The 26,460-nt window shown below is 57.8% G+C and carries 29 protein-coding genes and 1 pseudogene; 20 read left to right on the plus strand and 10 right to left on the minus strand.

Annotation, left to right across the window (positions count from 1 at the left end; all coding sequences use genetic code 11):
• Window positions 1-233 (minus strand): annotated as a pseudogene (locus tag ACR0L9_RS19690) (hypothetical protein); the annotation flags it as partial.
• A 54-nt stretch (window positions 234-287) separates the two neighbouring features.
• Complete coding sequence (locus tag ACR0L9_RS19695) at window positions 288-1,001, minus strand: uroporphyrinogen-III synthase (protein WP_480572461.1); 714 nt, start codon at window positions 999-1,001, stop codon at window positions 288-290.
• Window positions 1,002-1,098: 97 nt separating this feature from the next.
• Between ACR0L9_RS19695 and tsaD the strand changes: the two genes are divergently transcribed.
• From tsaD to ACR0L9_RS19715, 4 genes are read left to right on the plus strand one after another with little or no spacing between them, the layout of a single operon-like run.
• Window positions 1,099-2,196 (plus strand): tRNA (adenosine(37)-N6)-threonylcarbamoyltransferase complex transferase subunit TsaD, encoded by a 1,098-nt coding sequence (tsaD, locus tag ACR0L9_RS19700; RefSeq protein ID WP_170737098.1) that lies wholly within the window; start codon window positions 1,099-1,101, stop codon window positions 2,194-2,196.
• A complete protein-coding gene (locus ACR0L9_RS19705) occupies window positions 2,193-3,155 on the plus strand; it encodes an NAD(P)H-dependent glycerol-3-phosphate dehydrogenase (protein WP_480896496.1) in 963 nt (320 codons plus the stop codon). Before tsaD ends, ACR0L9_RS19705 begins: the two co-directional genes overlap by 4 nt.
• Window position 3,156: 1 nt before the next feature.
• Complete coding sequence (locus tag ACR0L9_RS19710; RefSeq protein WP_170407946.1) at window positions 3,157-3,426, plus strand: YciI family protein; 270 nt, start codon at window positions 3,157-3,159, stop codon at window positions 3,424-3,426.
• A complete protein-coding gene (locus ACR0L9_RS19715; RefSeq protein ID WP_170636610.1) occupies window positions 3,426-3,848 on the plus strand; it encodes an EVE domain-containing protein in 423 nt (140 codons plus the stop codon). Before ACR0L9_RS19710 ends, ACR0L9_RS19715 begins: the two co-directional genes overlap by 1 nt.
• 222 nt (window positions 3,849-4,070) lie before the next feature.
• Here ACR0L9_RS19715 and ACR0L9_RS19720 read toward each other — a convergent pair whose 3' ends face one another.
• A complete protein-coding gene (locus ACR0L9_RS19720; RefSeq protein ID WP_170397892.1) occupies window positions 4,071-4,412 on the minus strand; it encodes a DUF2853 family protein in 342 nt (113 codons plus the stop codon).
• 191 nt (window positions 4,413-4,603) lie between these two features.
• Here ACR0L9_RS19720 and ACR0L9_RS19725 point away from each other — a divergent pair, with 191 nt between their 5' ends.
• Window positions 4,604-5,251 (plus strand): DUF899 family protein, encoded by a 648-nt coding sequence (locus ACR0L9_RS19725; RefSeq protein ID WP_480896497.1) that lies wholly within the window; start codon window positions 4,604-4,606, stop codon window positions 5,249-5,251.
• A 4-nt stretch (window positions 5,252-5,255) separates the two neighbouring features.
• Here ACR0L9_RS19725 and ACR0L9_RS19730 read toward each other — a convergent pair whose 3' ends face one another.
• The 3 genes from ACR0L9_RS19730 to ACR0L9_RS19740 all read right to left on the minus strand — a co-directional run bounded on the left by ACR0L9_RS19730 (window position 5,256) and on the right by ACR0L9_RS19740 (window position 7,825).
• Window positions 5,256-6,005 (minus strand): extensin family protein, encoded by a 750-nt coding sequence (locus ACR0L9_RS19730; RefSeq protein ID WP_170425378.1) that lies wholly within the window; start codon window positions 6,003-6,005, stop codon window positions 5,256-5,258.
• A 13-nt stretch (window positions 6,006-6,018) separates the two neighbouring features.
• Window positions 6,019-7,407, minus strand: coding sequence for an adenosylhomocysteinase (gene ahcY / locus ACR0L9_RS19735; protein ID WP_170566592.1), 1,389 nt, complete (start codon window positions 7,405-7,407; stop codon window positions 6,019-6,021).
• Window positions 7,408-7,510: 103 nt separating this feature from the next.
• Window positions 7,511-7,825, minus strand: coding sequence for a hypothetical protein (locus tag ACR0L9_RS19740; RefSeq protein ID WP_170397881.1), 315 nt, complete (start codon window positions 7,823-7,825; stop codon window positions 7,511-7,513).
• A 206-nt stretch (window positions 7,826-8,031) separates the two neighbouring features.
• Between ACR0L9_RS19740 and ACR0L9_RS19745 the strand changes: the two genes are divergently transcribed.
• The 3 genes from ACR0L9_RS19745 to ACR0L9_RS19755 all read left to right on the plus strand — a co-directional run bounded on the left by ACR0L9_RS19745 (window position 8,032) and on the right by ACR0L9_RS19755 (window position 10,543).
• Complete coding sequence (locus tag ACR0L9_RS19745; protein WP_170397878.1) at window positions 8,032-8,625, plus strand: HD domain-containing protein; 594 nt, start codon at window positions 8,032-8,034, stop codon at window positions 8,623-8,625.
• Between the two features lie 74 nt (window positions 8,626-8,699).
• Entirely contained in the window at window positions 8,700-9,524 is an 825-nt protein-coding gene (locus ACR0L9_RS19750) for an FkbM family methyltransferase (RefSeq protein WP_170613069.1), read from the plus strand.
• A 53-nt stretch (window positions 9,525-9,577) separates the two neighbouring features.
• Window positions 9,578-10,543, plus strand: a complete 966-nt coding sequence (locus ACR0L9_RS19755; protein WP_480896499.1) for a glycosyltransferase family 2 protein — start codon at window positions 9,578-9,580, stop codon at window positions 10,541-10,543.
• Between the two features lie 47 nt (window positions 10,544-10,590).
• Here the strand turns inward: ACR0L9_RS19755 and ACR0L9_RS19760 are convergent, their stop codons facing one another.
• A complete protein-coding gene (locus ACR0L9_RS19760; protein WP_039542641.1) occupies window positions 10,591-11,145 on the minus strand; it encodes an ActR/PrrA/RegA family redox response regulator transcription factor in 555 nt (184 codons plus the stop codon).
• Between the two features lie 87 nt (window positions 11,146-11,232).
• Complete coding sequence (locus ACR0L9_RS19765) at window positions 11,233-11,850, minus strand: SCO family protein (RefSeq protein ID WP_170397869.1); 618 nt, start codon at window positions 11,848-11,850, stop codon at window positions 11,233-11,235.
• Window positions 11,851-11,942: 92 nt separating this feature from the next.
• On the opposite strand from ACR0L9_RS19765, the gene regB reads away from it, so the two are divergent.
• From regB to trxA, 8 genes are all read left to right on the plus strand, one after another.
• Window positions 11,943-13,334 (plus strand): sensor histidine kinase RegB, encoded by a 1,392-nt coding sequence (regB, locus tag ACR0L9_RS19770; protein ID WP_170397866.1) that lies wholly within the window; start codon window positions 11,943-11,945, stop codon window positions 13,332-13,334.
• Window positions 13,335-13,398: 64 nt separating this feature from the next.
• A complete protein-coding gene (locus ACR0L9_RS19775; RefSeq protein ID WP_480896500.1) occupies window positions 13,399-14,907 on the plus strand; it encodes a PAS-domain containing protein in 1,509 nt (502 codons plus the stop codon).
• 40 nt (window positions 14,908-14,947) lie between these two features.
• Entirely contained in the window at window positions 14,948-15,418 is a 471-nt protein-coding gene (gene tsaE / locus ACR0L9_RS19780) for a tRNA (adenosine(37)-N6)-threonylcarbamoyltransferase complex ATPase subunit type 1 TsaE (RefSeq protein ID WP_170407927.1), read from the plus strand.
• The gene (locus ACR0L9_RS19785) at window positions 15,415-16,419 is read left to right on the plus strand and encodes an aminoglycoside phosphotransferase family protein (RefSeq protein WP_480896501.1); all 1,005 of its coding nucleotides are present in this window, start codon (window positions 15,415-15,417) and stop codon (window positions 16,417-16,419) included. Before tsaE ends, ACR0L9_RS19785 begins: the two co-directional genes overlap by 4 nt.
• The gene (locus ACR0L9_RS19790) at window positions 16,416-17,102 is read left to right on the plus strand and encodes a nucleotidyltransferase family protein (RefSeq protein ID WP_170625363.1); all 687 of its coding nucleotides are present in this window, start codon (window positions 16,416-16,418) and stop codon (window positions 17,100-17,102) included. The genes ACR0L9_RS19785 and ACR0L9_RS19790 overlap by 4 nt, the downstream gene beginning before the upstream one ends.
• The gene (addB, locus tag ACR0L9_RS19795; protein WP_480896502.1) at window positions 17,095-20,022 is read left to right on the plus strand and encodes a double-strand break repair protein AddB; all 2,928 of its coding nucleotides are present in this window, start codon (window positions 17,095-17,097) and stop codon (window positions 20,020-20,022) included. The genes ACR0L9_RS19790 and addB overlap by 8 nt, the downstream gene beginning before the upstream one ends.
• Entirely contained in the window at window positions 20,019-23,378 is a 3,360-nt protein-coding gene (gene addA, locus ACR0L9_RS19800; protein WP_480896503.1) for a double-strand break repair helicase AddA, read from the plus strand. The genes addB and addA overlap by 4 nt, the downstream gene beginning before the upstream one ends.
• A gap of 58 nt (window positions 23,379-23,436) precedes the next feature.
• Window positions 23,437-23,757 (plus strand): thioredoxin, encoded by a 321-nt coding sequence (trxA, locus tag ACR0L9_RS19805; protein WP_170397826.1) that lies wholly within the window; start codon window positions 23,437-23,439, stop codon window positions 23,755-23,757.
• 84 nt (window positions 23,758-23,841) lie between these two features.
• Here the strand turns inward: trxA and ACR0L9_RS19810 are convergent, their stop codons facing one another.
• Window positions 23,842-24,105: a hypothetical protein gene (locus ACR0L9_RS19810; RefSeq protein WP_170397824.1), complete on the minus strand. Its 264-nt coding sequence runs from the start codon at window positions 24,103-24,105 to the stop codon at window positions 23,842-23,844.
• A gap of 268 nt (window positions 24,106-24,373) precedes the next feature.
• Between ACR0L9_RS19810 and ACR0L9_RS19815 the strand changes: the two genes are divergently transcribed.
• Window positions 24,374-24,724 carry a Lin0512 family protein gene (locus ACR0L9_RS19815; RefSeq protein ID WP_170625360.1) on the plus strand — a complete coding sequence of 117 codons (351 nt, stop codon included), beginning with the start codon at window positions 24,374-24,376 and terminating at the stop codon, window positions 24,722-24,724.
• On the plus strand, window positions 24,721-25,083 hold the full coding sequence (locus ACR0L9_RS19820; protein ID WP_170514195.1) for a Lin0512 family protein: 363 nt from the start codon (window positions 24,721-24,723) through the stop codon (window positions 25,081-25,083). Before ACR0L9_RS19815 ends, ACR0L9_RS19820 begins: the two co-directional genes overlap by 4 nt.
• A gap of 55 nt (window positions 25,084-25,138) precedes the next feature.
• Here the strand turns inward: ACR0L9_RS19820 and ACR0L9_RS19825 are convergent, their stop codons facing one another.
• Entirely contained in the window at window positions 25,139-25,336 is a 198-nt protein-coding gene (locus tag ACR0L9_RS19825; protein ID WP_170397815.1) for a DUF1127 domain-containing protein, read from the minus strand.
• Between the two features lie 197 nt (window positions 25,337-25,533).
• Between ACR0L9_RS19825 and hslV the strand changes: the two genes are divergently transcribed.
• Together hslV and ACR0L9_RS19835 are read left to right on the plus strand one after the other, a co-directional pair.
• Complete coding sequence (gene hslV, locus ACR0L9_RS19830; protein ID WP_170397812.1) at window positions 25,534-26,091, plus strand: ATP-dependent protease subunit HslV; 558 nt, start codon at window positions 25,534-25,536, stop codon at window positions 26,089-26,091.
• Window positions 26,088-26,441 (plus strand): hypothetical protein, encoded by a 354-nt coding sequence (locus ACR0L9_RS19835; RefSeq protein ID WP_170425354.1) that lies wholly within the window; start codon window positions 26,088-26,090, stop codon window positions 26,439-26,441. The genes hslV and ACR0L9_RS19835 overlap by 4 nt, the downstream gene beginning before the upstream one ends.
• Window positions 26,442-26,460 lie beyond the last annotated feature (19 nt).

Here is a 26,460-nt window from a genome sequence, read left to right on the forward strand (position 1 = left end):
GCTTCGGCTTCGGCTTCGGCTTCGGCTTCGGCTTCGGCTTCGGCTTCGGCTTCGGCTTCGGCTTCGGCTTCGGCTTCGGCTTCGGCTTCGGAAGTCAATTCGTCCGCAGCGTTATCCGCGTCAACGGATTTCTCATCCGAGACTGCATCACTTTCGGTCTCGGCGGCTTCTACCACCTCTTCGACGCTGGGGTCTTCGACCGGTTCCTGATCGGGTTTCTTCTTATCAGCCACCGCGTTAATCCCCTCATCGATTCCCAAAACACATGAACAACAGACTAACCCAAGTTAATCTGCACCCGGCGCGCTCTCAACCCGCATCACGTGTTTCACGAGTTTTTTCACGGCTTTCTGCATTTTGTCCGGGGTCGGTTCATCCGCGATCTTCAGCCGCTCGAAACTCAGTGTTTTAAGGGGTTCCGCTGTGGCTTCGCTGATCGCGGCCAGCCACAGAGGCGCGGATCCGGCCCAGACATCGGCAAATTGTCGCGCTGTGCGGGGTGAAAATAGCGGGGCGATGATGGGCTGATCACCTTTGGCGGCGTGGGAAGCGTCATCACTCAGCGGCAAAAGCTGTTGCCGATAAATCGGCTGTTCGCGGGTGGTCAGCCCGGATTCAGTCAAACGCGCGGCCACGTTGCCACGGCTGTGTTCTCCGCGCAGATGTAGCAGCGGGCTGTTTGGCTTGAGTTTCAGCAGATTGGCCACCAGCCCTTCGGCCGTCGCACCCAGCATCTGCGCTTCCCACCCTGCTGCCTGCGCTGCCTGCGTGGTCACCGGACCAACGCAATAGGCGGGCAGGCTGCGTTCCACATTCAATAGGGCGGCGGCATTCACGCCATTTGCCGAGGAAAAGATCAGTCCAGCAGAATCATCGGACTCAACCATGACACCCAGCGGTTCGATCTTTAACAAGGGTGAATGGATAACCGCGACATGCGACCGAATGTGGTCCGGCAGTTGCGCAACGAACCTGTCCGAGGCGGCGCGAGGGCGGGTCATCAACAAATACAACGGTCGGCGCCTTCGGCCTTGGGATTGTTTGCATCCGCGCGGGGTGATACCCCGCTTGGCAATCATGATGCAACGGATCAGGCCTATGGTGCAAACACTTACCGTCCTTGGACTGGAAAGCAGCTGCGACGATACCGCAGCCGCCGTTGTGCGGCAGGGCACAGGCAAAGGGGCCGAGATCCTGTCATCCGTGGTGCATGGCCAGACTGAGTTGCACAGCGCCTATGGTGGCGTTGTGCCTGAGATCGCAGCGCGTGCGCATGCGGAAAAGCTGGATATTTGCATCAAACAGGCTCTAACACAGGCCGAAATTGGCTTAGATGATCTGGACGCTATCGCTGTCACCGCAGGTCCCGGCTTAATTGGCGGCGTAATATCCGGCGTGATGTGCGCAAAGGGCCTAAGTGCAGCAACCGGGTTGCCGCTAATCGGGGTGAACCATTTGGCCGGGCACGCGCTGACACCAAGACTGACCGACGAGATTGCCTTTCCCTACCTGATGCTGCTGGTCTCGGGTGGTCACTGCCAATATCTGATCGCTCATGGACCGGAACAGTTTACCCGCCTTGGGGGGACGATCGACGATGCCCCCGGTGAAGCCTTCGACAAGACCGCCCGTCTGCTGGGCTTACCCCAGCCCGGTGGCCCCTCGGTCGAGGCTGAGGCGCGCGCGGGTGATGCCAAACGTTTCCGCTTTCCCCGGCCCCTTCTGGATCGCCCCGGATGTGACCTGTCTTTTTCGGGACTCAAGACCGCGCTGATGCGGATGCGGGATAAGGTCGTAGCCGAAAAAGGGGGGCTGACCCGACAAGATCGCGCTGATCTGTGTGCCGGTTTTCAGCAGGCTATTGTTGATACCTTGGCTGAGAAAACCCGCCGCGCGATTGCCCAGTATCTTGAGACATCACCGTCAGAACCGGTTATTGCCGTTGCCGGAGGTGTCGCAGCAAATTCCGCTATTCGCTCAGGATTAGAGACTGTTTCTGCGGAAATGGGCGCCCGATTTACTGCCCCTCCGCTGGCTTTGTGCACTGATAATGCCGCAATGATCGCCTATGCGGGTATGGAACGATTCCGCACCGGTGCACGAGATGGGTTGGACCTGACGGCGCGGCCCCGCTGGCCCTTGGATCAAACCAGCCCTGCAATGCTGGGTAGCGGCAAAAAAGGGGCCAAGGCATGAGCGTGGCCGTCCTTGGTTCTGGCGCATTTGGAACCGCTCTGGCGATATCTTTGGCGGGCAATGGGCCTGTAACTCTCTGGTCACGAGATGCCGAGCAAGCAGCGCAGTTGCGGCACGGGCGCGAGAACCCGCGACGATTGCCGGGCGTTACACTGCCCGCCAGTGTTTCAGTGACAGCTGAATTTGAACAAGCGGCGCAATCCGATGTGTTGTTACTGGCCGTCCCAATGCAAAAGCTGCGCGATGCGTTGACGCAATATACCGGCGAACTGGGTGGCAAGGTTTTAGTGGCTTGCTGCAAGGGGATCGAACTGTCCACGGGGCTGGGTCCCGTTGCAGTCATCCGTCAAACCGTTCCGGACGCACTTCCGGCCTTGCTGACTGGCCCCAGCTTTGCCGATGATATCGCGCGCGGTTTGCCTACGGCGTTGACGCTGGCTTGTGATGATGCCGAACTGGGTGAAGCACTTCAGCAAGAGCTGACAACTGCCAATCTGCGTCTTTATCGTACCGCCGATACCGTCGGAGCAGAGCTAGGTGGAGCGCTAAAGAATGTGATGGCTATTGGTTGTGGCGCGGCCATTGGTGCAGGGCTTGGCGATAGCGCCCGCGCTGCGTTGATCACACGCGGATTTTCTGAGATGCAGCGCTTTGCCGCCCAGCGCGGGGCACGGCCCGATACGCTGATGGGGCTATCGGGGCTGGGTGATCTGGTTCTAACCTGCTCATCCGAATTGTCGCGAAACTATCGTTTTGGCCTTTGTTTGGGTCTAAACAAGCCATTTGACACCACGACAACCGTCGAAGGTGTCGCCACTGCGCAGGCCATGTCCGGAATCGCAGCGAGCGAAGGGTTAGACATGCCCATCAGCGCAACGGTGGCGAAACTCAGCAGCGGTGCCTACAGTGTCACCGACGCGATTCAGGCCCTGCTGGGTCGCCCACTCAAGGAGGAATAATATGCTCATCGCCCTGATCGCCCGGGATAAAGCTGGTGCCCTACAGACCCGGCTGGACAACCGCACCGCCCATCTGGCTTACATTGAAGAAACCGGTGTTGTGGCGCAGGCCGGGCCGTTACTGGACGGCGATGCGATGATCGGTTCGCTGGTCATTCTGGATGTCGAGAATCTGGCCGCCGCTGAGGCCTGGGCCGCAAATGACCCCTACGCGCTGGCCGGCCTGTTCGACTCGGTTGAATTGATCCCGTGGAAAAAGGTCATCGGCTGATGGCGTATTGGCTGTTCAAATCCGAACCCTCGACCTGGAGCTGGGATCAGCAGGTCGGCAAGGGGGACGCGGGCGAGGAATGGGATGGGGTGCGCAACTACCAGGCCCGCAATTTCATGCGTCAGATGCAGATTGGCGATCGTGGGTTTTTCTACCACTCGCAAAAGGACAAGGCGATTGTCGGCATTGTCGAGGTCTGCTCCGAGGCCCATCCCGACAGCACAACCGATGATGAGCGTTGGGAATGCGTGGATATCAAAGCCGTCCGGTCTTTCACAATTCCGGTCAAACTGGACCAGATCAAGGCGGATGAACGTCTGGGTGAAATGGTTCTGGTCAAGAACTCGCGCCTATCCGTACAACCGGTCAGCGACGCGGAATGGCAGGTGATCTGCGGACTGGGCCAGACCGAGGCGGATTGAATGAAAAGGGAAGGCCCTGACGACTTCAGAACCTTCCCTACCCCGCGTGCTCCCAAGCTCACCACACGCATACGGAAATCTGTTGGTTCTGACCGTCCTGGTCATATCCTGACCTTAGCCGATTTCAGAACCGCGCTTCAAACGCCAAGTATTTAGAGTTTCAATCAAATACAAAACACCCGCCGGTAAGACCGACGGGTGCTGAAATGGTTCTTGGCTGGATCAGCTATAGACCGATTCTTTGCCGAAATGCTTGGTCAGCATGTAATAGACGACAGCGCGGTACTTGTTACGCTCGGACATGCCATAGGTCTCCATGGCCTTGTTGATCCCTTCCATCAGTTCGGGACCATCCGACAGGCCCAGCTTTTTGATGAGGAAGTTGTTCTTGACCGTCTCAAGTTCGCCTTCCTGGCTGGCCGCTACTGTCGACGCATCCGCGTCATAGATCGCCGGACCGCAACCGATGGTGACCTTGGTCAGCAGGTCCATATCGGGGTCCATCCCGCATTTGCCTTTTAGATCTTCAGCGTATTTGGCGATCAATTCGTCGCGTTTGCCCATGTCCCAATCTCCTTAATCCATTGTCACGGAACTTTTTACCGATGCACGAGAGACTAGCCTTGTCGGCGGAATTCCCAAAAGGGAAAAATCACAAGGTTTCCCCCTAGGCTGAACTTCGCGGGACTCGGTGATTTGATTTTTTCAGATTTATTATTTAACATTTTTGTTAATTATGATTCCCGGAGGTCCCCATGCCCGTAACGTTACCGAATGAAACCACCGAATATCGGTCAGCTCGTAATGCACTTCTATCCGCCGAGCGGGACCTGAGAGCAAAGGTTGAAGAGGTCGCGGCCTTGCGCCGTTCTCTTCCAACCGGAGGCAAAACCCCTAACGATTATGCGTTCCGAGATCTGGCAGGCGAGGGTGCGCCTATGTCGTCGCTGTTTGGCGACAAGGATACGCTGATTATCTATTCGCTGATGTACGGACCCGACGCGGAACGCCCCTGCCCTATGTGTTCGGCGTTTCTGGATGGGCTGAACTCTCAGATCCACCATCTCATACAGAACGCCTCGGTTGCCGTAGTGGCGCAGAATACGCCCGAAAAACTCTCGGCGCTCAAGGATGAGATGGGTTGGAGTGCGCTGCCGCTCTATTCTGCACTGGGGACGAATTACCAGAGCGACTATCTGGCCGAGACCGACGGGGGTGATCAGCTTCCTATTCTAAATGTCTTTCAACAGCTCCCTGATGGCATTCATCACTTCTGGAGTTCCGAGCTGTTCTTTGAACCCAGCGACTGGCATCCCCGGCATGTGGATGCAGCTTGGCCTTTGTGGAATGTGCTGGATTTCACACCACAGGGCCGCGGCGATTTTATCCCACCTCTACGCTGAGGTACTATCGGCAGTAGCCCCAGCCGGGCCCCTGCAGGTGGAAGTGATCGGCATGTAAGCGGTTGTAATCAGGGCCAAGCACCACGCGGAACCAGTCACAGGCTCCGCGCCAGATCTGGCGCAGAAAATCGGCCTCGGGCCCGTCAGCGTCCCAGTCAGCCAGCAGGTTCAAGCTGCGCCCGTCCGAGAGATCCATTCCGACGATGTCGATCGCGTCCGCAGTGGCGTGACTGCTCCAACCATTGTCTTGTCCTTGCGCGGTGCGCATCCGCCGGCAGTTATAGCTACCGATCTGGCGCAATCTGCTGACGGAAGTCCCCAGTAGTTGCTGCGCAGCGGGTTGCACAACATGGTGTTCCCACATGACAAGCCGCAAAGTTGTGGCACACCGGGTCTCGACTGCAGTGACGCGGGCGTTCACCAGACCGGACAACCGGCCGCGTCCCTCGATTCCGCAATTCTGGTCCACCACCAGATCGTCCAGCGGATCAAACCGAGCTCCAGCCTCGGCCAAGGCTGCACGGCATAAAGCGTCATCCGCCAGTGCGCGGTTCAACTGGTAAGGGGTGACCGGGGTGACCGGGGCCGTCACGGTCAGATCACGCAGCGGGTTCCAGTGCGGGGGTACAGGCGTATTGGGATGGGCAAGCAGCCACCAAACGCCGCCGCCCAACAAGGTCAACAGCGTTAAGAGGCCGAAAAGAAAAGACGCCGCCGAAAGCAGGATTCGGCGGCGTCTGGAAGCTTTGGTCATGCGTCTTTCGCGCTTAGTAGCGGTAGTGTTCCGGCTTATAGGGGCCTTCGGGTTTCACGCCGATATAGGCCGCCTGATCGCTGTCCATCTGGGTCAGCTTCACGCCGATCCGGTCCAGATGAAGACGGGCAACTTTTTCGTCCAGATGCTTGGGCAAAATGTAGACTTCGTTCTTGTATTCACCGCCCTTGGTGAACAGCTCGATCTGGGCCAGAACTTGGTTGGTGAACGAGGCCGACATCACGAACGAGGGGTGACCGGTGGCGTTGCCGAGGTTCAGCAGGCGGCCTTCGGACAGCAGGATAATGCGGTTGCCCGAGGGCATCTCGATCATGTCCACCTGTTCTTTGATGTTGGTCCACTTGTGGTTCTTCAGGCTGGCTACCTGAATTTCGTTGTCGAAGTGACCGATGTTACCGACGATGGCCATGTCCTTCATCTCGCGCATGTGCTCGATGCGGATCACGTCCTTGTTGCCGGTGGTGGTGATGAAGATATCCGCGTTTGCGACTTCGTCTTCCAGCAGGGTGACTTCGAACCCGTCCATGGCCGCTTGCAGCGCGCAGATCGGATCGACTTCGGTCACTTTCACGCGGGCGCCTGCGCCACGCAGCGAAGCCGCCGATCCTTTGCCCACGTCACCATAGCCGCACACAACCGCAACCTTACCGGCCATCATGGTGTCGGTGGCGCGGCGGATGCCATCAACCAGCGATTCCTTGCAGCCGTATTTGTTGTCGAACTTCGACTTGGTGACCGAGTCGTTCACGTTGATCGCCGGGAACGGCAGGTGGCCATCTTTCACCAGCTGATACAGGCGGTTCACACCGGTGGTGGTTTCCTCGGACACGCCCTGAATCTGGTCGCGCATCTTGGTGAACCAACCCGGCGAAGCCGCCATACGCTTGGCGATCTGCTTCTTGATCACCTCTTCCTCTTCCGAACCCGGAACAGGGATAATGTCCTCTCCTGCCTCGGCACGTGCGCCCAGCAGGATGTACAGCGTCGCGTCGCCGCCATCGTCCAGGATCATGTTCGGGCCTTCGTCAAACAGGAAGGATTTGTCCAGGTAATCCCAATGCTCTTCCAGCGTCTGGCCCTTGATGGCGAAAACGGGAATACCAGCCTCGGCAATCGCCGCCGCCGCGTGGTCCTGCGTTGAGAAGATGTTGCACGACGCCCAGCGCACATCAGCGCCCAGCGCCACCAGCGTTTCGATCAGAACGGCGGTTTGGATGGTCATATGCAGCGAACCGACGATCCGCGCGCCTTTCAGCGGCTTGCTTTCGCCATATTCGGCGCGCAGGGACATCAGCCCCGGCATTTCCGTTTCAGCGATATCCAGTTCCTTGCGGCCAAACCCGGCCAGCGAAATGTCCTTAACGATATAGTCCCCGGCCATCAGGTTCTCCACTCCGGTAAATCTTGGTCCGGGCTGCCCCTAGCATTCCTTGGGACAGGAGGCAATGTGGATGGCCGGAAACAGGAAGTCTGGTGACAAAATATCAGCTTGGCGTACCCTCTGCCTTGATTTTGGGGATCGCTTCAAAAAAATCAGTGCCAACGGCGACAATACAACTCATGCCGTTCGCCTGGGTCACCAAAACGGTATAACTTCCCGTTTCCTTCGAGGTCCAAACCTCCATGACCGTCTGCCCGCCACGTGATTTCTGAAGACCGCCAAAGGTTAATTCCTCGGAGTAATTGTCTTGCAGTTTGGTAATCACGTGCTCGCGCTCTGCGCAGTTCTGGGCAAAGGCAGGTGGCGCGGTTGCGGCCATTCCGAAGGTCAGGGTTATTGCAAACAAACGCTTGAACATAGCAAGCTCCTTTCGATACGAGTTTCGTTTCGAGAGGGCGCAACTGGGAGGAGTCAGCACCCCCCTCAGTCCCTGATGTCGGGATCGTATCGCGCAGGTTCAAAGCACGAATGCTCAAGAAATTGTTGGCAGCATGTGATCCAGACAGATACATCATACCACAAGAACGCGAATTGAACGTGTCCCAGTTCACAAGGCATGGTAAAATGGCAACACAACCCAGAGCGTGGCAAAGAATGCTGTCGGGACGGCGGCTGGATTTGCTGGACCCGACGCCCGTGGATATCGAGATCGAAGATATCGCGCACGGGCTGGCCTTTGTGGCGCGGTGGAACGGTCAGACCAACGGGGATTTTGCCTATTCCGTGGCCGAACATTCCTTGCTGGTGGAAGAGCTTTTTGGCCGCATCGCACCAAATGCACCGACGAAATGGCGATTGGCGGCACTGTTACACGATGCCCCCGAATATGTGATTGGTGACATGATCTCTCCGGTGAAATCCGCCGTTGGCCCGGATTATGGTGATTTAGACGACCGGCTGGCTGCTGCGATTCATATACGTTTCGGGTTGCCCGCCGTGGTACCAAAAACAGTGAAACGCCAGATCAAGAAGGCGGACAAGATCAGCGCCTGGATGGAGGCGACGCAGATCGCGGGTTTTTCTGATACCGAAGCATCAAAGTTCTTTGGTCGTCCGGACAAGGCAATATTAGAGGGGTTGCAGATCAAACTGCGTCCCCCGATTGAGGTGCGGCAGGCCTATACCGCGCGGCATCAGGAATTGTTGGGCAGCATTTAGGTCGCCAATAGATCAGCAGCTCGGCCTATGCTAATTTTCCGCTAAAACAAGACCATAATCGGACGCAGGTTCAGATGAGCGACGCAGACAGCCAGATACCGGTCACGAACGCGCAGATGGAATATGCCAACGCGTGTTTACGTGAAGCGTACAATCTGACAGGCCGAGGGCGGGTGCGCAATCTGATCCGAAAGTCACTGCTGCCACAGTTGATCGCCTACCGGGGCATTCGAATCCACCTGCACCCTTATGACAATTTCAGCGAATTCTCTCTTTGGCAGAAGGGCCGGTCTCCGGAAGAGCTTGAGCTGAATTGGCTGAAAGACAGTTTTGCGGGGAAGACTCTCAAGGTTTTGGATATCGGGGCAAATTTTGGTCTGTATTCACTTTTCTTGTCGTCAATTCTTAGCCCGGACTCCCGGATTCATGCGTTTGAGCCTAATCCGACTCTGGCCGAACGCCTCAGCAATAATTGCTCTCTGAACGGATTTGGCAACGTGGAGCTGAACACTTTCGCGATCGCGGGCGAAACTGGTGAAGCGACGCTTATTATAGAAAAGCGGGGCGACACGGCCACCAATCTTGGTCAGGCGCGATTGGCAAACGACCCAGCGTATCTGGAGCTGTCAAAATACGATACGATTGAGGTGCAGACCCGAACACTGCTTGAGCTTACACATCTGCATGATGCCGATTTTGCCAAGCTTGATGTTGAAGGGCACGAGCCGAACATTCTTATGCCTTTTCTTGAAAGCGCAGAAGATGCAGCGCTTCCCCAATATCTACAGCTGGAAACCGTGAATCTTGGTGATAGCGCCGAACGCCTGTTTGCCTCACTTTCTGATCGTGGCTATGAAAATGCCTTTCAAACTCAACGTAATATCATCTTCAGAAGATAGGCCGTGCAAGGAAGAACCGCGATCATGATCAAACCCACTCAGGCCAAGCCGATATGAAGGTCGGGCTGTTCTCCTGCGCCAAGGATGAAGGGCCGTTTATACTTGAGTGGATCGCGTATCATCTGCTGGTCGGGTTTGATCCTATTCTGATTTACACCAATGACTCGACAGACGGCACCGCCGAGCTGCTTGATGTGCTGGATAAAAACGGGGTTATTTCCCATGTTCTGCAAGATCTGAAACCCGGGCAAGTACCACAGCATACAGCGGCGGAAACGGCCCATGCGCATCCTTCGCTTAACGATGCCGATTGGCTGATGTGGCTTGATAGCGATGAGTTTCTTTTCTGTGCAAACGATGAAAATCAGGTCGCAGGTCTCGTCGAACGCTGTTCCGGTTTCGCCGAGGGCATCGCCGTGAATTGGTTGATCTTCGGAAATGGGGGCAACGACAAGTGGGAACCGGGGCTGGTCACGCAACGGTTCCTAAAGCGTGCCGATACAGATCATAATTTGCATCGCTACTTCAAAACGCTTTTTCGAAAGTCTGATAAAATACGGGGGTTTGGCCTGCACCGGCCCTATTTGCGACCGGACTTTCGAAACGATGGATCGCAATTTGTAAATGCTGCGGGCCTGCCGATGCACGAACACATGTATCGTTCGGGATTGCGACGAAGACATGCGCTGGGTGCCGCGCCCGAGCATCTGTCTACACACGATTGGGCTGCTGTCATTCACTACCCGGTGAAAACGCGAGACAGTTTCGCGCTCAAGCGGCAGCGCGGGCAAGGCACGAAAGCGACAGATGCACCCAACCGGTCCAGCCGGTTTCGAGAAAGGTATTGGAACAAGTACAACCAGAACAGCGTTGTGGATGATCGAATGCTGGCGATGGGCGGCAAGCTGCAGGCAAAGGTTGATGAGTTGCTGTTATTGCCTGAAGTTGGGTGCGCGCACTCTGCCTGCCTTAAGAATTACGCGCTGATGCTTCAAACTCAGGCTCAACTCGCGCCCTGAAAGTCGTTTGGAACGGCCCGGGAAAACACACTATTAAGTTTACGGGTCTACCTTGGGCTACGCTTCGCCAGAATCCGCTGCAACGTCCGGCGGTGCATGTTCAACCGGCGCGCGGTTTCCGAGACGTTCCGGTCGCACAGCTCATAGACGCGCTGGATATGTTCCCAGCGGACGCGGTCGGCGCTCATGGGGTTTTCCGGCGGCGGGGGCAGTTCGTCGCCCTTGGCCAACAGAGCGTTGGTGATGTCAGTGGCGTCGGCGGGTTTGGACAGATAGTCGGTTGCACCAATTTTGACCGCCGCAACGGCGGTGGCGATGGCGCCATAACCGGTCAGAACCACAACCCGGCTGTCGGGGCGTTTTTCGCGCAGCACTTCAACCACGTCCAGCCCATTGCCATCTTCAAGTCGCAGATCGACCACGGCATAGGCAGGTGGGCGGGCTGTGGAAATGGCGCGGCCTGCGGCGACGGAACCCGCGGTTTCAACCTCGAATCCGCGTTTTTCCATGGCCTTGGCCAGACGTCTCAGAAACGGCTCGTCATCATCTACCAGCAGCAGCGATTTGTCGGGGCCGATTTCAAGCTGGGAACTGTCTGCCATATGTGGGTCTTTCCGCTATTTCATGCCTCTTGGCTTAAACATGAGTAATAGCAGCGCCATTCCAAAGGTCAAACCGACTGTTGAGGATCAGGCCTGATCAAGGAAGCAGCCAATCTTGTCCGCCATCTGCTCGGCCGTTTCATCGCGTTTGAAAAATTCCAGAAACCCGTCCTCGGGCGTCATCAGATAGGTAAAGGTCGAGTGGTCGACCAAATAATACTCATCGCTTTTGTCTTGGGCCTTGTAATAGGTCTTGTACGCCTTGCTGGCCGCCTTGATCTGCTCGGGCGATCCGGTCAGGCCAATCACGCGTTCATGCAGGTTGAACGCGAAATCGCCCACGACCTCGGGGGTATCGCGATCCGGGTCTATCGAGATGAACAACGGCGTCACCGACTGACCGCGCTCTGCCAGCAAATCGATCGTGTCGACATTGCGCGACATGTCAAAGGGGCAAACATCCGGGCAGAAGGTATAACCGAAGTAGACAAGCGTGGGCTCGGTGATCACATCCTTGTCGGTTACCGTCTCACCCTTGGCGTTAAGCAGTTCGAACGGCCCGCCGATCGCCGCGCTCCCGCCCGCGATCTGAGACGAGCGGCACTGCGCGTATTTGTCGTCCGCGCCGCCCCGCGTCAGCAGCCACATGGCGCCAAGACCAATTGCAAGAACAACAGTTGCGAGAATAGCATAAAGACGAACCATGGCGCGTATCCTGATACGAAAGGGGATGTTGATCGATTCTGCCGGGACACCTATCAACATGTCGGACCGACGCAATAGGACATAATCGACAGATGACGAATTCCAACACCAGTCTTTGGCGTGGGCAGGAGCGCAGTACCTGGATCAGGCTGCGCACGCTGATCCTGCTGCGATGGGTCGCCATTATCGGCCAGTTTACGGCCATCACGGTTGCACAGAAATATTACGACGTTCAGCTTGAGCTGGCATTGTGTTATTTCGTCATCGGCATTTCGGTGATGGGTAACCTCACGGCCATTCTGTTGTTTCCCGAAAACAAGCGCTTGTCGGAATTCGAGAACTTCCTGATGGTGCTGTTCGATCTGCTGCAGCTGTCGATCCTGTTGTATCTGACGGGGGGGCTAAACAACCCGTTTGCGCTGCTGTTGCTGGGTCCGGTGACGATTTCTGCAAATGTAATGAGCACCCGCTCGACCCTGATCATCGGCAGCGTTGCGGTGATCCTGACCACGTTGCTGGCGCAATTCCACCTCCCGCTGAGAACCAATCTGGGGTTGGTGCTGGATATTCCCGATATTTTGCTGTTCGGAAACTGGGCGGCGATTATCATCGCCATCGTTTTCATCGGCGCCTATTCGCACCGCATCAGTTCCGAAGTTCAATCGATGTCCGAAGCGCTCTCGGCCACCCATATGGCGCTGGCGCGCGAGCAAAAGCTGACTGATCTTGGTGGTGTGGTGGCCGCCGCCGCGCATGAGTTGGGTACGCCGCTGGCAACGATCAAGCTGGCCAGTTCAGAACTGATCGAAGAGCTGGACGACCGGCCTGAGCTGATGGAGGACGCAGCCTTGATCCGCGAACAGGCTGACCGCTGCCGCGACATCCTGCGCGATATGGGCCGAGCTGGGAAAGATGATTTGCACCTGCGTCAGGCGCCTCTGTCCACCGTGATCCATGAAGCGGCAGAGCCACATATCAATCGTGGTAAAGTGGTGCATTTCGACGAAGGACCAGTTGCGGATGGCGATGTGCAGCAGCCCTCGATCCTGCGCAAGCCCGAGATCATTCACGGGCTGCGCAACCTGATCCAGAACGCAGTGGATTTCGCCCAGTCGACGGTCTGGGTCGAAGCTGAATGGACCTCTGATCGGATCAGCGTTTCGATCATGGATGATGGGCGCGGCTACCCCTCCCACATCATAGGTCGGATTGGTGACCCGTTCATGCGCCGCCGCCGCGCCGATCGCAGTAGTCGGCCGGAATACGAAGGCATGGGGCTAGGTCTGTTCATCGCCAAAACCCTGCTGGAACGCAGCGGTGCCGAACTGAGCTTCGCCAATGGCGCGGACCCTTATCAGACCCTGACTGACCAACCGGACCGCAGGGGGGCGATCGTCAATGTCGTTTGGCCGCGCAAGCTGATCGACGCGCAAACCGGGGACACTCCGGTTCCCTCGGGCGCCAACCAACCGTTCCAGATCTGAGTTAAGACCCCGTTAACCATTGTTGTTCATATAGATTCAAACGTTTTACCCGGGGGTTGGAGCAATGGCCGAATGGATCGTTCTGGCCGCAATCAGTGTGGTTTCGGCCAGCTTTGCGATATTGTGGCTCTTGCCACGCCATCAGGCCAAAACAAGAGATTTCGGGCTGTCAGCGCCCGGAGCGCTGTTCGATGTTGTCTTCCTGTTCGATGGCGACCGGTTGATCAGCCACTCCGATATTGCGCTGGCAGGTTACGAATCCGTCAGCAACTGGGCTGATCTGCGGCGTTTGCTGCAACGTGATTTTCCCGCTTTCCCCGAAGCGCCCGAGATTGTCCGGTCCGGGGGCAACATCGCCGTTTCAGCCATCGACTGCACAGTCGAGCGCGAGGTTCTGTGCGAATGGATCGACGGTATCATTCGGGTTCAATTACGTGATCTGACGGGGACCATCCCTGCGCCACGCCGTGACCAGCGCGATCCAATTCGTTTGGCGATGGAGCAGGCGCCCTACCCTGTTTGGCTGATAGATCACTGTGATAAGGTGGGCTGGTGCAATGCGGCCTATGTACGGTTGGTTCGCAAGATCGCGGGACCGGATGCCGATCTGACGGACCCTCTGTTTCCTTCTCACAGGGACGAGGCGCAGCTGAGTCGAAAAACCCGTGTCTCGATTCCGGTCAGGGACAGCGATGCCAAGCTCTGGTTTGACCTGACCCAGGTCGCACACGAACAGGATCAGTTGTGTTACGCGGTCGATATCAACGCGATTGTCGAAGCCGAGACAGCGCAGCGCAAGTTTGTGCAGACCATGACCAAGACCTTCGCGCAGCTCTCCATTGGTCTGGCGATCTTTGACCGCAACCGGCAACTGGCCCTGTTCAATCCAGCGCTGATCGATCTGACCACCCTGCCACCCGACTTCCTGAGCCTGCGCCCAAGCCTGTCCAGCTTTTTTGACCGGCTTCGCGACCAGCATATGATGCCCGAGCCTAAGAACTATCGCAGTTGGCGGCGCCAGATGAACGACCTTCTGGAGGCGGCACAGGACGGGAACTATCAGGAAACCTGGTCGCTGCCATCAGGATCGGTCTATTCCGTCAGTGGTCGCCCGCATCCCGATGGGGCCGTGGCTTTCCTGTTCGAAGATATCACCGCCGAAATCACACTGACCCGACGGTTCCGCGCTGAAACGGACCTTATGCAATCCATTCTGGACAAGCTGGCTGATGCCATCGCGGTGTTTTCGGATGACGGTTCGCTGGCGATCACAAATTACGCCTATCAGGTGTTGTGGGGCGACAGCGGCGAAGTAGGATTCGAACCAGCAACGGTGCTGGAAATCACACGCCAATGGCAGGAGCACTGCACCGCCACACCGATCCTTGGCGAGATCCGCGAATTCGTCACCGCGCGCGAGAACCGGGCCGAATGGTCGGCTGAACTGATCCTAAAATCCGGCGGCTCTTTGAACTGCACGGTCAGCCCCATGCAAAACGGGGCAACAATTGTCCGTTTCGCCTCGGACAACCCGGTCAGGAACATCACGGAAATACAAAAAATCAGCGCCTGAACCGGTTGCAGCCGACCCGGCGCAGGTTCATTGTGACGCCATGAACGCACCGCTGACTCTGACCTCGAAATCCCCATTCGACACTGCTGAAGTTGCCACCAAACTGGGAGGCGCATTGCAGTCTGGCGATACTATCCTGCTTGAAGGTACCATCGGCAGCGGCAAAACCCATTTCGCACGCGCATTGATCCAATCTCTTCTGTCCGCACCCGAAGATGTGCCTTCGCCGACCTTTACTCTGGTTCAGGTTTACGAGACGCAGCTTGGTGAGGTCTGGCATTCAGACCTCTATCGTCTTTCTGCCGTGGAAGAGATCGAAGAGCTGGGGCTGGTCGACGCCTTCGACGCCGGCATTTGCCTGATCGAGTGGCCTGAAAAGCTGGGTCCTCTGACACCAGAGCCGGCCTTACTGATCCGGTTCACCACAGACGCCAACGAACAAGATACGCGACAACTTAAGATGTCGTGGACAGACCCGAAATGGAACGCCAAGCTGGAGGGGATCCAATGACGAACCGGGCCATTCTGGCAGAAGCCTTGATCGCGCAGACACCATGGAACGGCGCACGGCATACGCCTTTGGCGGGTGATGCCTCGAACCGCAGATACGAGCGTCTGACCGACCCTACCACCGGCCGGACCGCCGTTTTGATGGATGCTCCGCCCGACAAGGGCGAAGCTGTTGAACCCTTCGTGCGTATGTCGAAATACCTGTGTTCCATTGGGTTGAGTGCGCCGGAAATCTACGCCGAGGACTGCGAATACGGGTTTCTGTTGCTCGAAGATTTGGGCGACGATCTGTTCGCACGCGTCTTGCGGGACGATCCGACGCTTGAGCGCACGCTGTATGACGCCGCAACCGATGTACTTGTCCATCTTCACGCGGCGCCGACGCTTTCGCTCGACAGTTACGACCCCGCCCTGATGACCGAATTGGCGGCGCTGTCGTTCACGAAATATGCACAAGGCATTCTTGGATCGCACGACGACGAGGCCCGCGCCCGGTTCGAGCTGCGCTTTGCGGATATCCTGCACCGGGAAACCGGCGGAACGCGGGTTGTTGTGCAACGCGATTACCACGCAGAAAACCTGATCTGGCTGCCCGAGCGCGAAGGTCTGGCGCGTGTCGGTCTGCTGGATTTCCAAAGCGCGATGCTGGGGCATCCCGCCTATGATTTGATGTCACTGCTACAGGATGTGCGTCGGACTGTGCCCGCCGGGATCGAGATGAGGATGATCGACCGCTATATCACCGCAACCGGCGTCGATGGGCATGATTTCCGCACCGCATATGCTGTTCTGGGCGCGCAGCGTAACCTGCGCATTCTGGGCGGTTTTGCCCGGTTGGCGACCGATTATGGAAAGCCACACTACGTCGACCTGATCCCGGCTGCGTGGGCACATTTGATGCGCGATCTCGAACACCCCGCGTTGGTGCCGGTGGCAGACCTGTTGCGCAGCGCCCTGCCCGCCCCAAGCCCCGAAAACCTGGATAAGCTGAGGGCGCAATGATCGGCACCCCCCAAGCTGCAATGCTGTTTGCCGCAGGATTTGGCACCCGCATGGGTGCCCTGACCAAAGACCGGCCCAAACCGCTGATCGAGGTGGCCGGGCGGCCCCTGATTGATCACGCACTGGATCTGGTCGATGCACTCAGGCCGCTGCGGGTTGTTGCCAACCTGCACTATCACGCTGATCAGTTGGCTGATCATCTGGCGGGCTGCGACGTTATGATATCGCGGGAAGAACCGCGCATTCTGGATACTGGTGGTGGGCTGCGCGCAGCGCTACCTCTGCTTGGATCCGATCCGGTATTCACCTTGAACAGCGACGCAATCTGGGCTGGGCCCAACCCACTGAATTTACTGAAGGATCAGTGGAATCCGGATAAAATGGATGCGCTGCTGATGTGCGTTCCAGTTGGGCAAACCCTTGGCCACTCCGGCCCTGGTGACTTCACTCAGGACAGCACAGGGCGGATCGTCCGCGGTGCAGGTCTTGTTTACGGCGGGGTACAAATTCTGAAAACCGAAGCGCTGCATGACATCGCTGAGGACGTGTTTTCATTGAACGTGTTGTGGGATCGAATGCTGCAGCAAAAGCGCCTGTTCGCACTGTCTTACCCCGGTCGCTGGTGCGATGTGGGGCGTCCCGAGGGTATTGATCTGGCCGAGGGGCTGATTGCCGATGTTTGAGCCCAGCGCCCTGCCCCGGGTCTTCGCCGTTCCTCCGGGAGCGGATTTTCCCAAGGTGTTGGTTGACGGGCTACATGAGCGGTTTGTGGGGCAGCCGCCCGACGCGCTGGCCCGGGTGCAACTGGTGATCAACACCCGCCGGATGGCGCGCCGGGTGCGCGATCTGTTTGATCAGGGTCCCGCTTGCCTTTTGCCACGCCTCTCTTTGGTCACCGATCTTGGCGAAAGCGCCGATCTGGCGCAGATCCCACCCGCAATCCCGTCTCTGCGTCGCAGGCTGGAGCTGACGCAGCTGATCGCAAAACTGCTAGACCAGCAACCCGATCTGGCGGCCCGGTCCTCGCTGTTCGATCTATCTGACAGCCTGGCCGGGCTGATCGACGAGATGCAGGGGGAAGGTGTCTCGCCCGATGCGATCAGGCAACTGGATGTGAGCGACATGTCCGGCCATTGGGCACGGGCGCAGGCCTTTATCGGCATCGCCGATCAGTTCATGGAATCCGGTTCGGACGCGCTGGATGCGCAGGCCCGACAGCGGCGCGTGGTCGAGAACCTGATCGCGCGCTGGGAGGCGTCGCCGCCCGAACATCCTGTCATTCTGGCAGGCTCTACCGGGTCTCGCGGGACCACCCTGATGCTGATGCAGGCGGTTGCGCGTCTGCCTCAGGGGGCGCTGGTGCTGCCTGGCTGTGATTTCGACCAGCCTGAACATGTTTGGAGCAATCTGGATAACCCGCTGACATCTGAGGATCATCCTCAATACCGGTTCCGCAAGCTGATGCTTGGGCTAGGGCTTGGCCCGGATCAAATCCGGCCATGGACCACGGATCAGGCCCCTTCACCTGCCCGTAACAAGCTGATTTCGCTTGCATTGCGCCCTGCCCCGGTCACCGACGCATGGATGACTGAAGGCCCGCTCCTGCCCGACCTGAACGGTGCGACCAAGGATGTGACGCTGATCGAGGCGCCCTCGCCCCGGGCCGAGGCCTTGGCGATTGCGCTGCGCCTACGGCAAGCGGCCGAGACCGGCCAGACCGCCGCGCTAATCACCCCCGACCGGATGCTAACCCGGCAGGTCAGCGCCGCACTGGACCGGTGGAATATCCTGCCCGATGACAGCGCGGGCCTGCCACTGCAGCTGTCTCCGCCCGGGCGGTTCCTGCGCCATGTCGCCGGGCTGTTCGCGCGCCGCCTGGATAGCGAGGCTCTGCTGACGCTGCTCAAACACCCACTGTGCCATGACGGGGGCGACCGGGGCAGCCACCTGCTGCATACCCGCGATCTTGAGCTTGACCTGCGTCGCTATGGCCCGCCCTTTCCCGACAGCGCCAGCCTGACCGCTTTCGCCATTCGTACTGAAGCGCCCGAGGACTGGGTCCGCTGGGTTACCCAGGCATTTTGCGATCAATACGACCCCACCGAACAGCCACTGCCGGACTGGGTCGCCCGGCTTCGCACGCTGGCCGAGATAATCTCGGCAGGTGGAACCGGTGAATCTGGCACATTGTGGGACAAGAACGCGGGCCAGAAGGCGCTTGCGGTGATCTCTACTTTGGAAGCCGAAGCACAGCATGGCGGCGCGATGACCGCCCATGACTTTGCCGACCTTCTGGACGCGTTGTTGGCAGGTGAAGAAGTCCGCGACCGCGATGCACCTCACCCGCATCTGATGATCTGGGGCACGCTGGAAGCGCGCGTTCAGGGTGCGGATCTGCTAATTCTGGGTGGCTTGAACGAAGGCAGCTGGCCCGAGGCTGCGGCACCCGACCCCTGGCTGAACCGTCAGATGCGCAATGAGGCCGGTCTTTTACTGCCCGAACGCAGGATCGGTCTGTCCGCGCATGACTTCCAGCAGGCGGCAGGTGCTGCAGAGGTGGTTTTGACCCGCGCTACCCGCTCGGATGATGCGGAAACCGTACCATCCCGTTGGCTGAACCGCATGACCAACCTGTTGCAAGGCCTGCCTGAACAGGGTGGAACTAGGGCGTTAGAAGCAATGCAAGCGCGGGGCCAACGGTGGCTGGATTGGGCAGAGATGCTGGAACATGCACCCCGAATCGCACCCGCGCACCGCCCGTCGCCACGACCACCCGTCGCGGCGCGGCCACGGCGGCTATCGGTGACCGAAATCAAACGCCTGATCCGCGATCCGTACGCCATATATGCCCGACATGTCCTGCGATTGAGACAACTGGACCCGCTGGTTCAGGCGCCAGATGCCCTGCTACGCGGTATCGTCATCCACGAGGTGATGGAACAATTCGTGCGCGACAGCGTTCTGGATCCGGCTTTATTGACCCGAGAAAATTTCCTGAAACGCGCCAAAGCTCTGCTGGACGACCACGTTGCGTGGCCAACTGCCCGAAAGCTGTGGCTGGCGCGGCTAGAGCGGATTACCGATAGCTTTCTGTCCGCCGAGATTCAGCGCCGCGCCGATGGCGGGCCTGTGGCTTTTGAGGTTGGGATGCGCCTGACGTTGACGCCGCTGGACTTCACCATTGCCGGACGTGCCGACCGAATCGATCGAAGCGGGCAGGGGGCTTTGCGTATCATCGACTACAAGACGGGCACTCCGCCAACGGAAAGTCAGCAAGCCAAATTCGACAAACAACTGCTGATCGAGGCCGCAATGGCCGAGCAGGGCGGTATCGAAGGATTCGATCCGCTTCCCGTTGCACAGGCGATCTTCATTGGCATGGGCGGCACCTATAAAGAAGTGCCCGCACCGCTGCAGAAAGAGCCGACCGACAAGGTGCTGGCCGAACTGAAAGAGCTCATATCAGCCTATTTAGAGCCTGATCAGGGGTTCTCTTCACGCAGGATGCTGCACAAGGACACAGATATAGGGGACTATGATCACCTCGCCCGGTTCGGCGAGTGGGATCGTTCGGCGGAAACCGAACCGGAGGACCTGACATGACCCCCCGCAATGATGCCACCGAACGGCAGGTTCAGGCCGCGCGCCCGGACGCCTCAACCTGGCTGGCGGCCAATGCGGGCTCGGGCAAGACGCGGGTGCTGACCGACCGGGTGGCGCGGTTGTTGCTGGATGGGGTGCAGCCGCAGCATATCCTGTGCCTGACCTATACCAAGGCCGCGGCCAGCGAGATGCAGAACCGGCTGTTCAAACGTCTTGGCAAATGGGCAATGTTGGGCGACGGCGACCTTCAGGCTGAGTTGGTCGAACTTGGCGTACCAGGCCTGATCGATCCCGACCGGTTGGCGCAAGCACGGACACTGTTTGCCCGCGCCATCGAGACACCCGGTGGCCTGAAAATCCAAACGATCCACTCCTTCTGTGCTTCGCTGCTGCGACGGTTCCCGCTTGAGGCGGGGGTCAGCCCTCAGTTCTCCGAAATGGAAGACCGGGCTGCGGCGTTGCTGCGCGAAGAGATCATTGAAAGTTTTGCCGACGGCCCTCAGGCCGAATTGATCGAAGACGTTGCCCGCTTTGTCACCGATACCGGTTTTGACAAACTGACTGCCGCTGTTGCGCAGAAACGAAATCAGTTTGAACATGTGCTGCAATGGCCGGACATTCTGCAACGGTTTGATCTGCCCGAAGGTTTTGATGAACAGGTCCTGCTGCGTAACGTGTTTCTGGGCGGTGAGGTCGAACTGATCCAGTCCATTTTGCCCGCGCTTTCGGAAAGCGGAGGGAACAATGCCAAGGCCGCCGACAAGCTTGTCGGTTTTACCGACGCCCGGCTGAGCAAACTGACGATACTTGAAAACGTCCTATTGACGGGTAAGGGCGCGAAAGAGCCCTTTGCCGCAAAACTCAACAGCTTTCCAACCAAGGCGCTGCGTGAAGGGGTGCTGGCAGATCGGATGCCCCAGCTCGAGGCCCTGATGCTGCGGGTCGAAGCCGCGCGGGAACAACGACTGGCGCTGGTTGCGGCCCAGAAAACCCATGTATTACATCGCTTTGCCGCGGCCTTCCTTCCGGAATACGAGCGGTGCAAGCAGGTGAGGGGTTGGCTGGATTTTGATGACCTGATCCTGCGCGCACGTCAGGTGCTGAACGACCCAGCGGTCGCAGAATGGGTGCTGTACCGGCTCGACGGTGGCATCGATCACATTCTGGTGGACGAGGCGCAGGACACCAGCCCGGATCAATGGGACGTGATCGAAAAATTGGCTCAGGAATTTACCAGCGGGGAAGGGGCCCGATCCGGAGTTGAGCGCACGATCTTTGTGGTTGGTGACAAGAAACAGTCGATCTATTCCTTCCAGGGCGCCGACCCGCAAGCCTTTGACCAGATGCAGGCCGAATTTGGGCGGAAACTTCGAGAATCAGGCTCTAAACTGTGGGATTCAACGCTGGAATATTCGTTCCGCTCGTCCAGCGCGATCCTTGGGCTGGTCGATATACTGTTCGAAAACCATGTAGAAGCCGGGTTCCACAAGGATGCCTTACACCGGGCATTCAAGGCCGATCTTCCTGGGCGCGTCGACCTATGGCCGGTGATCGAGAAGGTTGAAGACGAGGATGACAGCGATTGGACCGATCCCGTTGATCGACCCGGCGCACGGCATCACACCGTCATTCTGGCAGAACAGGTTGCCCGGTCGATCAAGGATATGATCAGGGATGGCGCCACCATTCCCGATGATGGCGATGCGTCGGGGACATTTGTCCGGCGCAAAGTGCAGCCCCGCGACTTTCTGATCCTTGTCCAACGCCGCTCGGACCTGTTTGCCGAGATCATTCGCGCCTGCAAAAGCGAGGGCCTGCCCATCGCGGGGGCGGATCGCCTGAAGGTGGGCGCGGAACTGGCGGTCAAGGATCTGGCTGCTTTGCTGAGCTTTCTGGCCACACCCGAAGACAGCCTATCACTGGCGACAGTCCTGAAATCCCCACTGTTTGGCTGGACGGAACAACAGTTGTTCGATCTGGCTCATCGCAGGGAGGAAACTTATCTATGGGCAGCGTTGCGCAATCGTGCCGAGGAGTTCCCGGTAACGCTTGCGATTCTGAACGACCTACGCGGTCAAACCGACTTTCTGCGTCCTTATGATCTGATCGAACGTATCCTGACGCGCCATGACGGGCGACGCAAACTGCTGGGCCGGCTTGGGGCCGAGGCTGAGGATGGTATCAACGCGTTACTGTCGCAGGCGCTGGCCTATGAACGGACAGATATCCCAAGCCTCACCGGTTTTCTGGTCTGGATGCAAACCGACGATCTGGAGATCAAGCGCCAGATGAGCGGTGTCGGCAATATGATCAGGGTGATGACCGTTCATGGCTCAAAAGGATTGGAATCACCGATCGTAATCCTGCCGGACACTGGTAAACGACAGCCACCACGAGATGCCGAGATCATGATGGCGGGCGATACTCCGTTGTGGAAAGTGCCTTCTGATGCCTCACCTGCATTGATCGCAGCTGCGCGCCAAGAAGCCAGAACGCGCGAGGAGAATGAGCGGCTGAGGCTTCTATATGTGGCTCTAACACGTGCAGAAAAGTGGCTAATAGTGGCGGCCGCCGGGGATGTAGGCAAGGATGGCAACAGTTGGTATCAGATGGTTGAGGCCGCGATGGCGCGGGCAGGGGCTACTCAGGTGCCCGGCACCCAGACCCTTCGACTGGCGCATGGAGATTGGGAGGCTTTGTCTGCCGTTGAACAGGGCAGCATCCCGCACAACGAACAGCATTTGCCTGTATTTTTTGACCACCCCGCGCCAAATGCACCCGCGCCAGCCGAAACGCTCAGCCCCTCTGATCTAGGGGGTGCGAAGGCCTTGCCCGGAGATGCGGGGCAGGATGAAGAGGCGGCGAAACGACGCGGATCGCAGCTGCACCTGTTGCTCGAACATCTTCCTGCTGCCGCACAGGATCAATGGCCGCAGCTTTGCGCACGGCTTCTGGCCGATATGCAAGATGTTGAGCGGCAAGATCTGCTGACTGAGGCCACTTCGGTGCTGACGGCCGAATATCTGAAACCGGTCTTTGGCTCGGATGCGCTGACCGAGGTTTCGGTCTCTGCCGATCTGAACGGCACACGAATGCATGGGGTCATCGACCGGCTGATTATCACGGATAAAGAGGTGCATGTAATTGATTTCAAATCCAATGCGACTGTTCCGACCGGGCCAGAATCCTGCCCCGAAGGGCTGTTGCGCCAGATGGCGGCCTACGCCCATGCCCTGTCGCAAATCTATCCCAATCACAGTATCCGCACCGCTATCTTGTGGACGCGAACCGCGCACCTGATGTGGTTGCCACACGATATGGTGACGGACGCCCTGACACCGAACCCTATATCTTGACCTTGCACGGTGCCGCACCTAGGTTCTGAGCCCAAGCATTCCCAGTCAGGAGACAGACATGTCGACCGTAGCCGTTACCGACGACACCTTTGACGCCGAAGTCAAGAATTCCGATATCCCCGTCGTGGTGGATTTCTGGGCCGAGTGGTGCGGCCCCTGTAAGCAGATCGGCCCCGCCTTGGAAGAGCTGGCCAGCGAATATGGTGGCAAGGTGAAGATTGCCAAGGTCGATGTCGACAGCAACCCAAACTCAGCCGCGGCCATGGGCGTGCGCGGCATTCCGGCGCTGTTCATTTTCAAAGACGGTCAGGTGGTTTCGAACCGCGCTGGCGCGGCCCCGAAAGCGGCCCTGCAAAGCTGGATCGACGAGTCGATCTGACCTTCGCTACTGTTCGAACGCAAAAAGGCGCCACGCATTGGGCGCCTTTTTTTGTGAAAGCCACTGCGTGACAAGAGTTTAGACTCACTTGATGGTCCACCTCACCGATACTCCCGCGCCGTCTTTGTGGGTAAATGTAACGGTGTCGTCTGCGATTGAAACCACCTGACAGTCATGGGGCATCACTTCACCGACGATCACGATTCTCCGACAGTAATACCTGTCTTTCCACTCCCACGTGCCGCTGATACTGCCACCTTTAGGGCCTTTGCCCTCAACCGTGCCGTCCTTGTGAATTGTCACCCAGGTTTCGCCCTGAACCAGCTTCTTATCAACGATCAGGTTCATAAATTTCGCTTTGTTTTCTATGACTTCAGCGGATACGCTTGGCGCCAGAAGTCCAAACAACAATAATGATGACATGAGCCGAAAATACGTCATGGAATCAAACCTTTCATAGATCGTGTGCTTAAACAGACAGAATTCTAGTCGATTGCTGCGGTACACACCAAACATTCGGGTTTCGTGGTTTGGCCGGATGCAGTTCACTGTACTGGTTCTTTCAATTCGCAAGAACTCGTGCAGATTGTCGGGTCATCAGGAATAAGGAGGCGACATGCCCAAAACTCGGGTATTGGTGGAATTCGGTATGGGTACGTCGCTTCGGCGCGAAGACTATACCGAAGCAGCGCTGCGCGCGCTCAAGGATGCGCTCTGGCATAACTCGATCAATATGGCGGAATTGTTCGGATTCCCGAAAGAGGCCATGATCATCGACGCGGAAATCGGTGTACAGCAACCGGACCGGGTGGATTCGCAGGCGTTGAAGGCCATTTTCCCTTACGGCCAGCCCAACATCACGGTCACACATGGTGGCTTGGATATCGACAAACCCCATTCTGAAGGTCGCACGGTGATCGCCAACGCCGCGATCGTAGTCTCATTTGATATGGAGCCCGCCCGATGACGGAAAAACGTATTATTCTGGAGATGGGGACCGGCAACGATCTGTATGGTCAGGACTATACCAAGGCCGCGCGCCGCGCTGTTCAGGACGCGCTGCACCACTCGTCCATCACGCTGTTTTCCAAACTGGGCATCAGTCATGAGGAGATGCGCGTTGAGGTCACGATTGGCGTTCAGCAGCCTGAGAAGGTTGATTGTGATCTTGTCGCCTCGGATCTGCCGCGGGGCCGCGCCTCGGTTCGGGCGGTCAAAGGGGGACTGGATGTCGAGGATGCCGAGGCGGGTACCCGGCATGTCGTAGCCACTGCTGCAGTTGAGGCTTATCTGCCTGATCTCGCAGGTAAATTCGTCGAAAACTGAAAAAGAAAAAGCCGCTCAATCGAGCGGCTCATCTTATAAGTGTTCAAATCCTGGATCAGAACTTGGAGATATCAGCGCGGGTCAGCCCGACGTCTTCCAGCTGCTCGTCGCTCAGTTGCGACAGTTCGTTGCGTGTCTGATATGATTTGTACCATTCGACAACGTTTTCGAATGCATGAGAGAATGCGTCCACTGCGTGCAGGATGGTGACTGCTCCGCGCGGCGCATGGGTTTTTGCGATTGCGTTTGCCATGTGCTTAGTCCTTTTAACAGAAACAGCCGACCCGTTGTCGGTTGTAAGCCTCATGTAACTCCAGCGGCTGAGTCTCACAAATGCTGACTCAACAGCCCCGGTTTGCGTTTACTGCATATCTTTTGGGCATTTTTAGAACCGGTTGCGCAGAACCCGTGCCCGGCCCATATATGGCAGCACGGATAACGGAGGCATTCATGGCAGACAGCGATTTTCCCGGATGGCACGGCACCACTATTATTGGCGTCAAGAAGGGCGGGCAGGTTGTCATCGCCGGGGACGGGCAGGTCAGCCTGGGCCAAACCGTGATCAAGGGCACTGCGCGAAAGGTGCGTCGCCTGACACCGGGCGGGTTCGAAGTGGTCGCCGGATTCGCCGGATCTACGGCGGATGCGTTCACGCTGCTGGAACGTCTGGAAGCCAAGCTTGAGGCGACGCCCGGCCAACTGGCGCGTGCTTCGGTCGAGCTGGCCAAGGACTGGCGCACCGACAAGTATCTGCAGAAGCTCGAGGCGATGCTGATTGTGACCGACGGCAAGGATCTGCTCGTGATCACTGGGGCAGGGGACGTGCTTGAGCCGGAACACAACGTCGCTGCAATCGGGTCGGGCGGCAACTTTGCCCTGGCGGCGGCCCGTGCGATGATGGATAGCGACAAACCAGCCGAGGATGTAGCGCGTGAAGCTATGGCAATTGCTGCGGATATCTGCGTGTATACCAACGGCAATCTGACGGTTGAGACGATCGGGTCATGAGTGCGGTTCTGGCAGCGATATTTGGTGGGCTGATTGGCGGTATTGTTGGGCCGATTGTGCTTGAGGAATATCGGAACCGGAAGCACGCCAAGACATGGAAAGAGCCTCGCAAGAAGCTGCTTGAGTCCATGTTGAGGGATACCAAATACAAGTTCAAAACTCTGGAACGGCTCAGCAGAACAATTGGCTGTACCGAAGATCAGACACGCTCGCTATTGATCGAGCTGGAAGCCAGAGGCGCTGTTTCAAAGAAGACCAAAAAGGAAATTTGGGCACTGATAGAGCGCGCGCCATTACAGGAAAGCCAGCGCAAACTTGACGAAGAAGAAATCGAGGAAGAGCAGGAGTAGGTGACCCCCTCCGCTCTAT

Source organism: Ruegeria sp. I3, from assembly GCF_056532525.1.

Excerpts from the sequence above, each read along its gene's own strand:
- ACR0L9_RS19695 (WP_480572461.1), bottom strand. The coding sequence starts at position 1,001 with ATGACCCGCCCTCGCGCCGCCTCGGACAGGTTCGTTGCGCAACTGCCG.
- tsaD (WP_170737098.1), top strand. The coding sequence starts at position 1,099 with ATGGTGCAAACACTTACCGTCCTTGGACTGGAAAGCAGCTGCGACGAT.
- ACR0L9_RS19705 (WP_480896496.1), top strand. The coding sequence starts at position 2,193 with ATGAGCGTGGCCGTCCTTGGTTCTGGCGCATTTGGAACCGCTCTGGCG.
- ACR0L9_RS19710 (WP_170407946.1), top strand. The coding sequence starts at position 3,157 with ATGCTCATCGCCCTGATCGCCCGGGATAAAGCTGGTGCCCTACAGACC.
- ACR0L9_RS19715 (WP_170636610.1), top strand. The coding sequence starts at position 3,426 with ATGGCGTATTGGCTGTTCAAATCCGAACCCTCGACCTGGAGCTGGGAT.
- ACR0L9_RS19720 (WP_170397892.1), bottom strand. The coding sequence starts at position 4,412 with ATGGGCAAACGCGACGAATTGATCGCCAAATACGCTGAAGATCTAAAA.
- ACR0L9_RS19725 (WP_480896497.1), top strand. The coding sequence starts at position 4,604 with ATGCCCGTAACGTTACCGAATGAAACCACCGAATATCGGTCAGCTCGT.
- ACR0L9_RS19730 (WP_170425378.1), bottom strand. The coding sequence starts at position 6,005 with ATGACCAAAGCTTCCAGACGCCGCCGAATCCTGCTTTCGGCGGCGTCT.
- ahcY (WP_170566592.1), bottom strand. The coding sequence starts at position 7,407 with ATGGCCGGGGACTATATCGTTAAGGACATTTCGCTGGCCGGGTTTGGC.
- ACR0L9_RS19740 (WP_170397881.1), bottom strand. The coding sequence starts at position 7,825 with ATGTTCAAGCGTTTGTTTGCAATAACCCTGACCTTCGGAATGGCCGCA.
- ACR0L9_RS19745 (WP_170397878.1), top strand. The coding sequence starts at position 8,032 with ATGGCAACACAACCCAGAGCGTGGCAAAGAATGCTGTCGGGACGGCGG.
- ACR0L9_RS19750 (WP_170613069.1), top strand. The coding sequence starts at position 8,700 with ATGAGCGACGCAGACAGCCAGATACCGGTCACGAACGCGCAGATGGAA.
- ACR0L9_RS19755 (WP_480896499.1), top strand. The coding sequence starts at position 9,578 with ATGAAGGTCGGGCTGTTCTCCTGCGCCAAGGATGAAGGGCCGTTTATA.
- ACR0L9_RS19760 (WP_039542641.1), bottom strand. The coding sequence starts at position 11,145 with ATGGCAGACAGTTCCCAGCTTGAAATCGGCCCCGACAAATCGCTGCTG.
- ACR0L9_RS19765 (WP_170397869.1), bottom strand. The coding sequence starts at position 11,850 with ATGGTTCGTCTTTATGCTATTCTCGCAACTGTTGTTCTTGCAATTGGT.
- regB (WP_170397866.1), top strand. The coding sequence starts at position 11,943 with ATGACGAATTCCAACACCAGTCTTTGGCGTGGGCAGGAGCGCAGTACC.
- ACR0L9_RS19775 (WP_480896500.1), top strand. The coding sequence starts at position 13,399 with ATGGCCGAATGGATCGTTCTGGCCGCAATCAGTGTGGTTTCGGCCAGC.
- tsaE (WP_170407927.1), top strand. The coding sequence starts at position 14,948 with ATGAACGCACCGCTGACTCTGACCTCGAAATCCCCATTCGACACTGCT.
- ACR0L9_RS19785 (WP_480896501.1), top strand. The coding sequence starts at position 15,415 with ATGACGAACCGGGCCATTCTGGCAGAAGCCTTGATCGCGCAGACACCA.
- ACR0L9_RS19790 (WP_170625363.1), top strand. The coding sequence starts at position 16,416 with ATGATCGGCACCCCCCAAGCTGCAATGCTGTTTGCCGCAGGATTTGGC.
- addB (WP_480896502.1), top strand. The coding sequence starts at position 17,095 with ATGTTTGAGCCCAGCGCCCTGCCCCGGGTCTTCGCCGTTCCTCCGGGA.
- addA (WP_480896503.1), top strand. The coding sequence starts at position 20,019 with ATGACCCCCCGCAATGATGCCACCGAACGGCAGGTTCAGGCCGCGCGC.
- trxA (WP_170397826.1), top strand. The coding sequence starts at position 23,437 with ATGTCGACCGTAGCCGTTACCGACGACACCTTTGACGCCGAAGTCAAG.
- ACR0L9_RS19810 (WP_170397824.1), bottom strand. The coding sequence starts at position 24,105 with ATGAACCTGATCGTTGATAAGAAGCTGGTTCAGGGCGAAACCTGGGTG.
- ACR0L9_RS19815 (WP_170625360.1), top strand. The coding sequence starts at position 24,374 with ATGCCCAAAACTCGGGTATTGGTGGAATTCGGTATGGGTACGTCGCTT.
- ACR0L9_RS19820 (WP_170514195.1), top strand. The coding sequence starts at position 24,721 with ATGACGGAAAAACGTATTATTCTGGAGATGGGGACCGGCAACGATCTG.
- ACR0L9_RS19825 (WP_170397815.1), bottom strand. The coding sequence starts at position 25,336 with ATGGCAAACGCAATCGCAAAAACCCATGCGCCGCGCGGAGCAGTCACC.
- hslV (WP_170397812.1), top strand. The coding sequence starts at position 25,534 with ATGGCAGACAGCGATTTTCCCGGATGGCACGGCACCACTATTATTGGC.
- ACR0L9_RS19835 (WP_170425354.1), top strand. The coding sequence starts at position 26,088 with ATGAGTGCGGTTCTGGCAGCGATATTTGGTGGGCTGATTGGCGGTATT.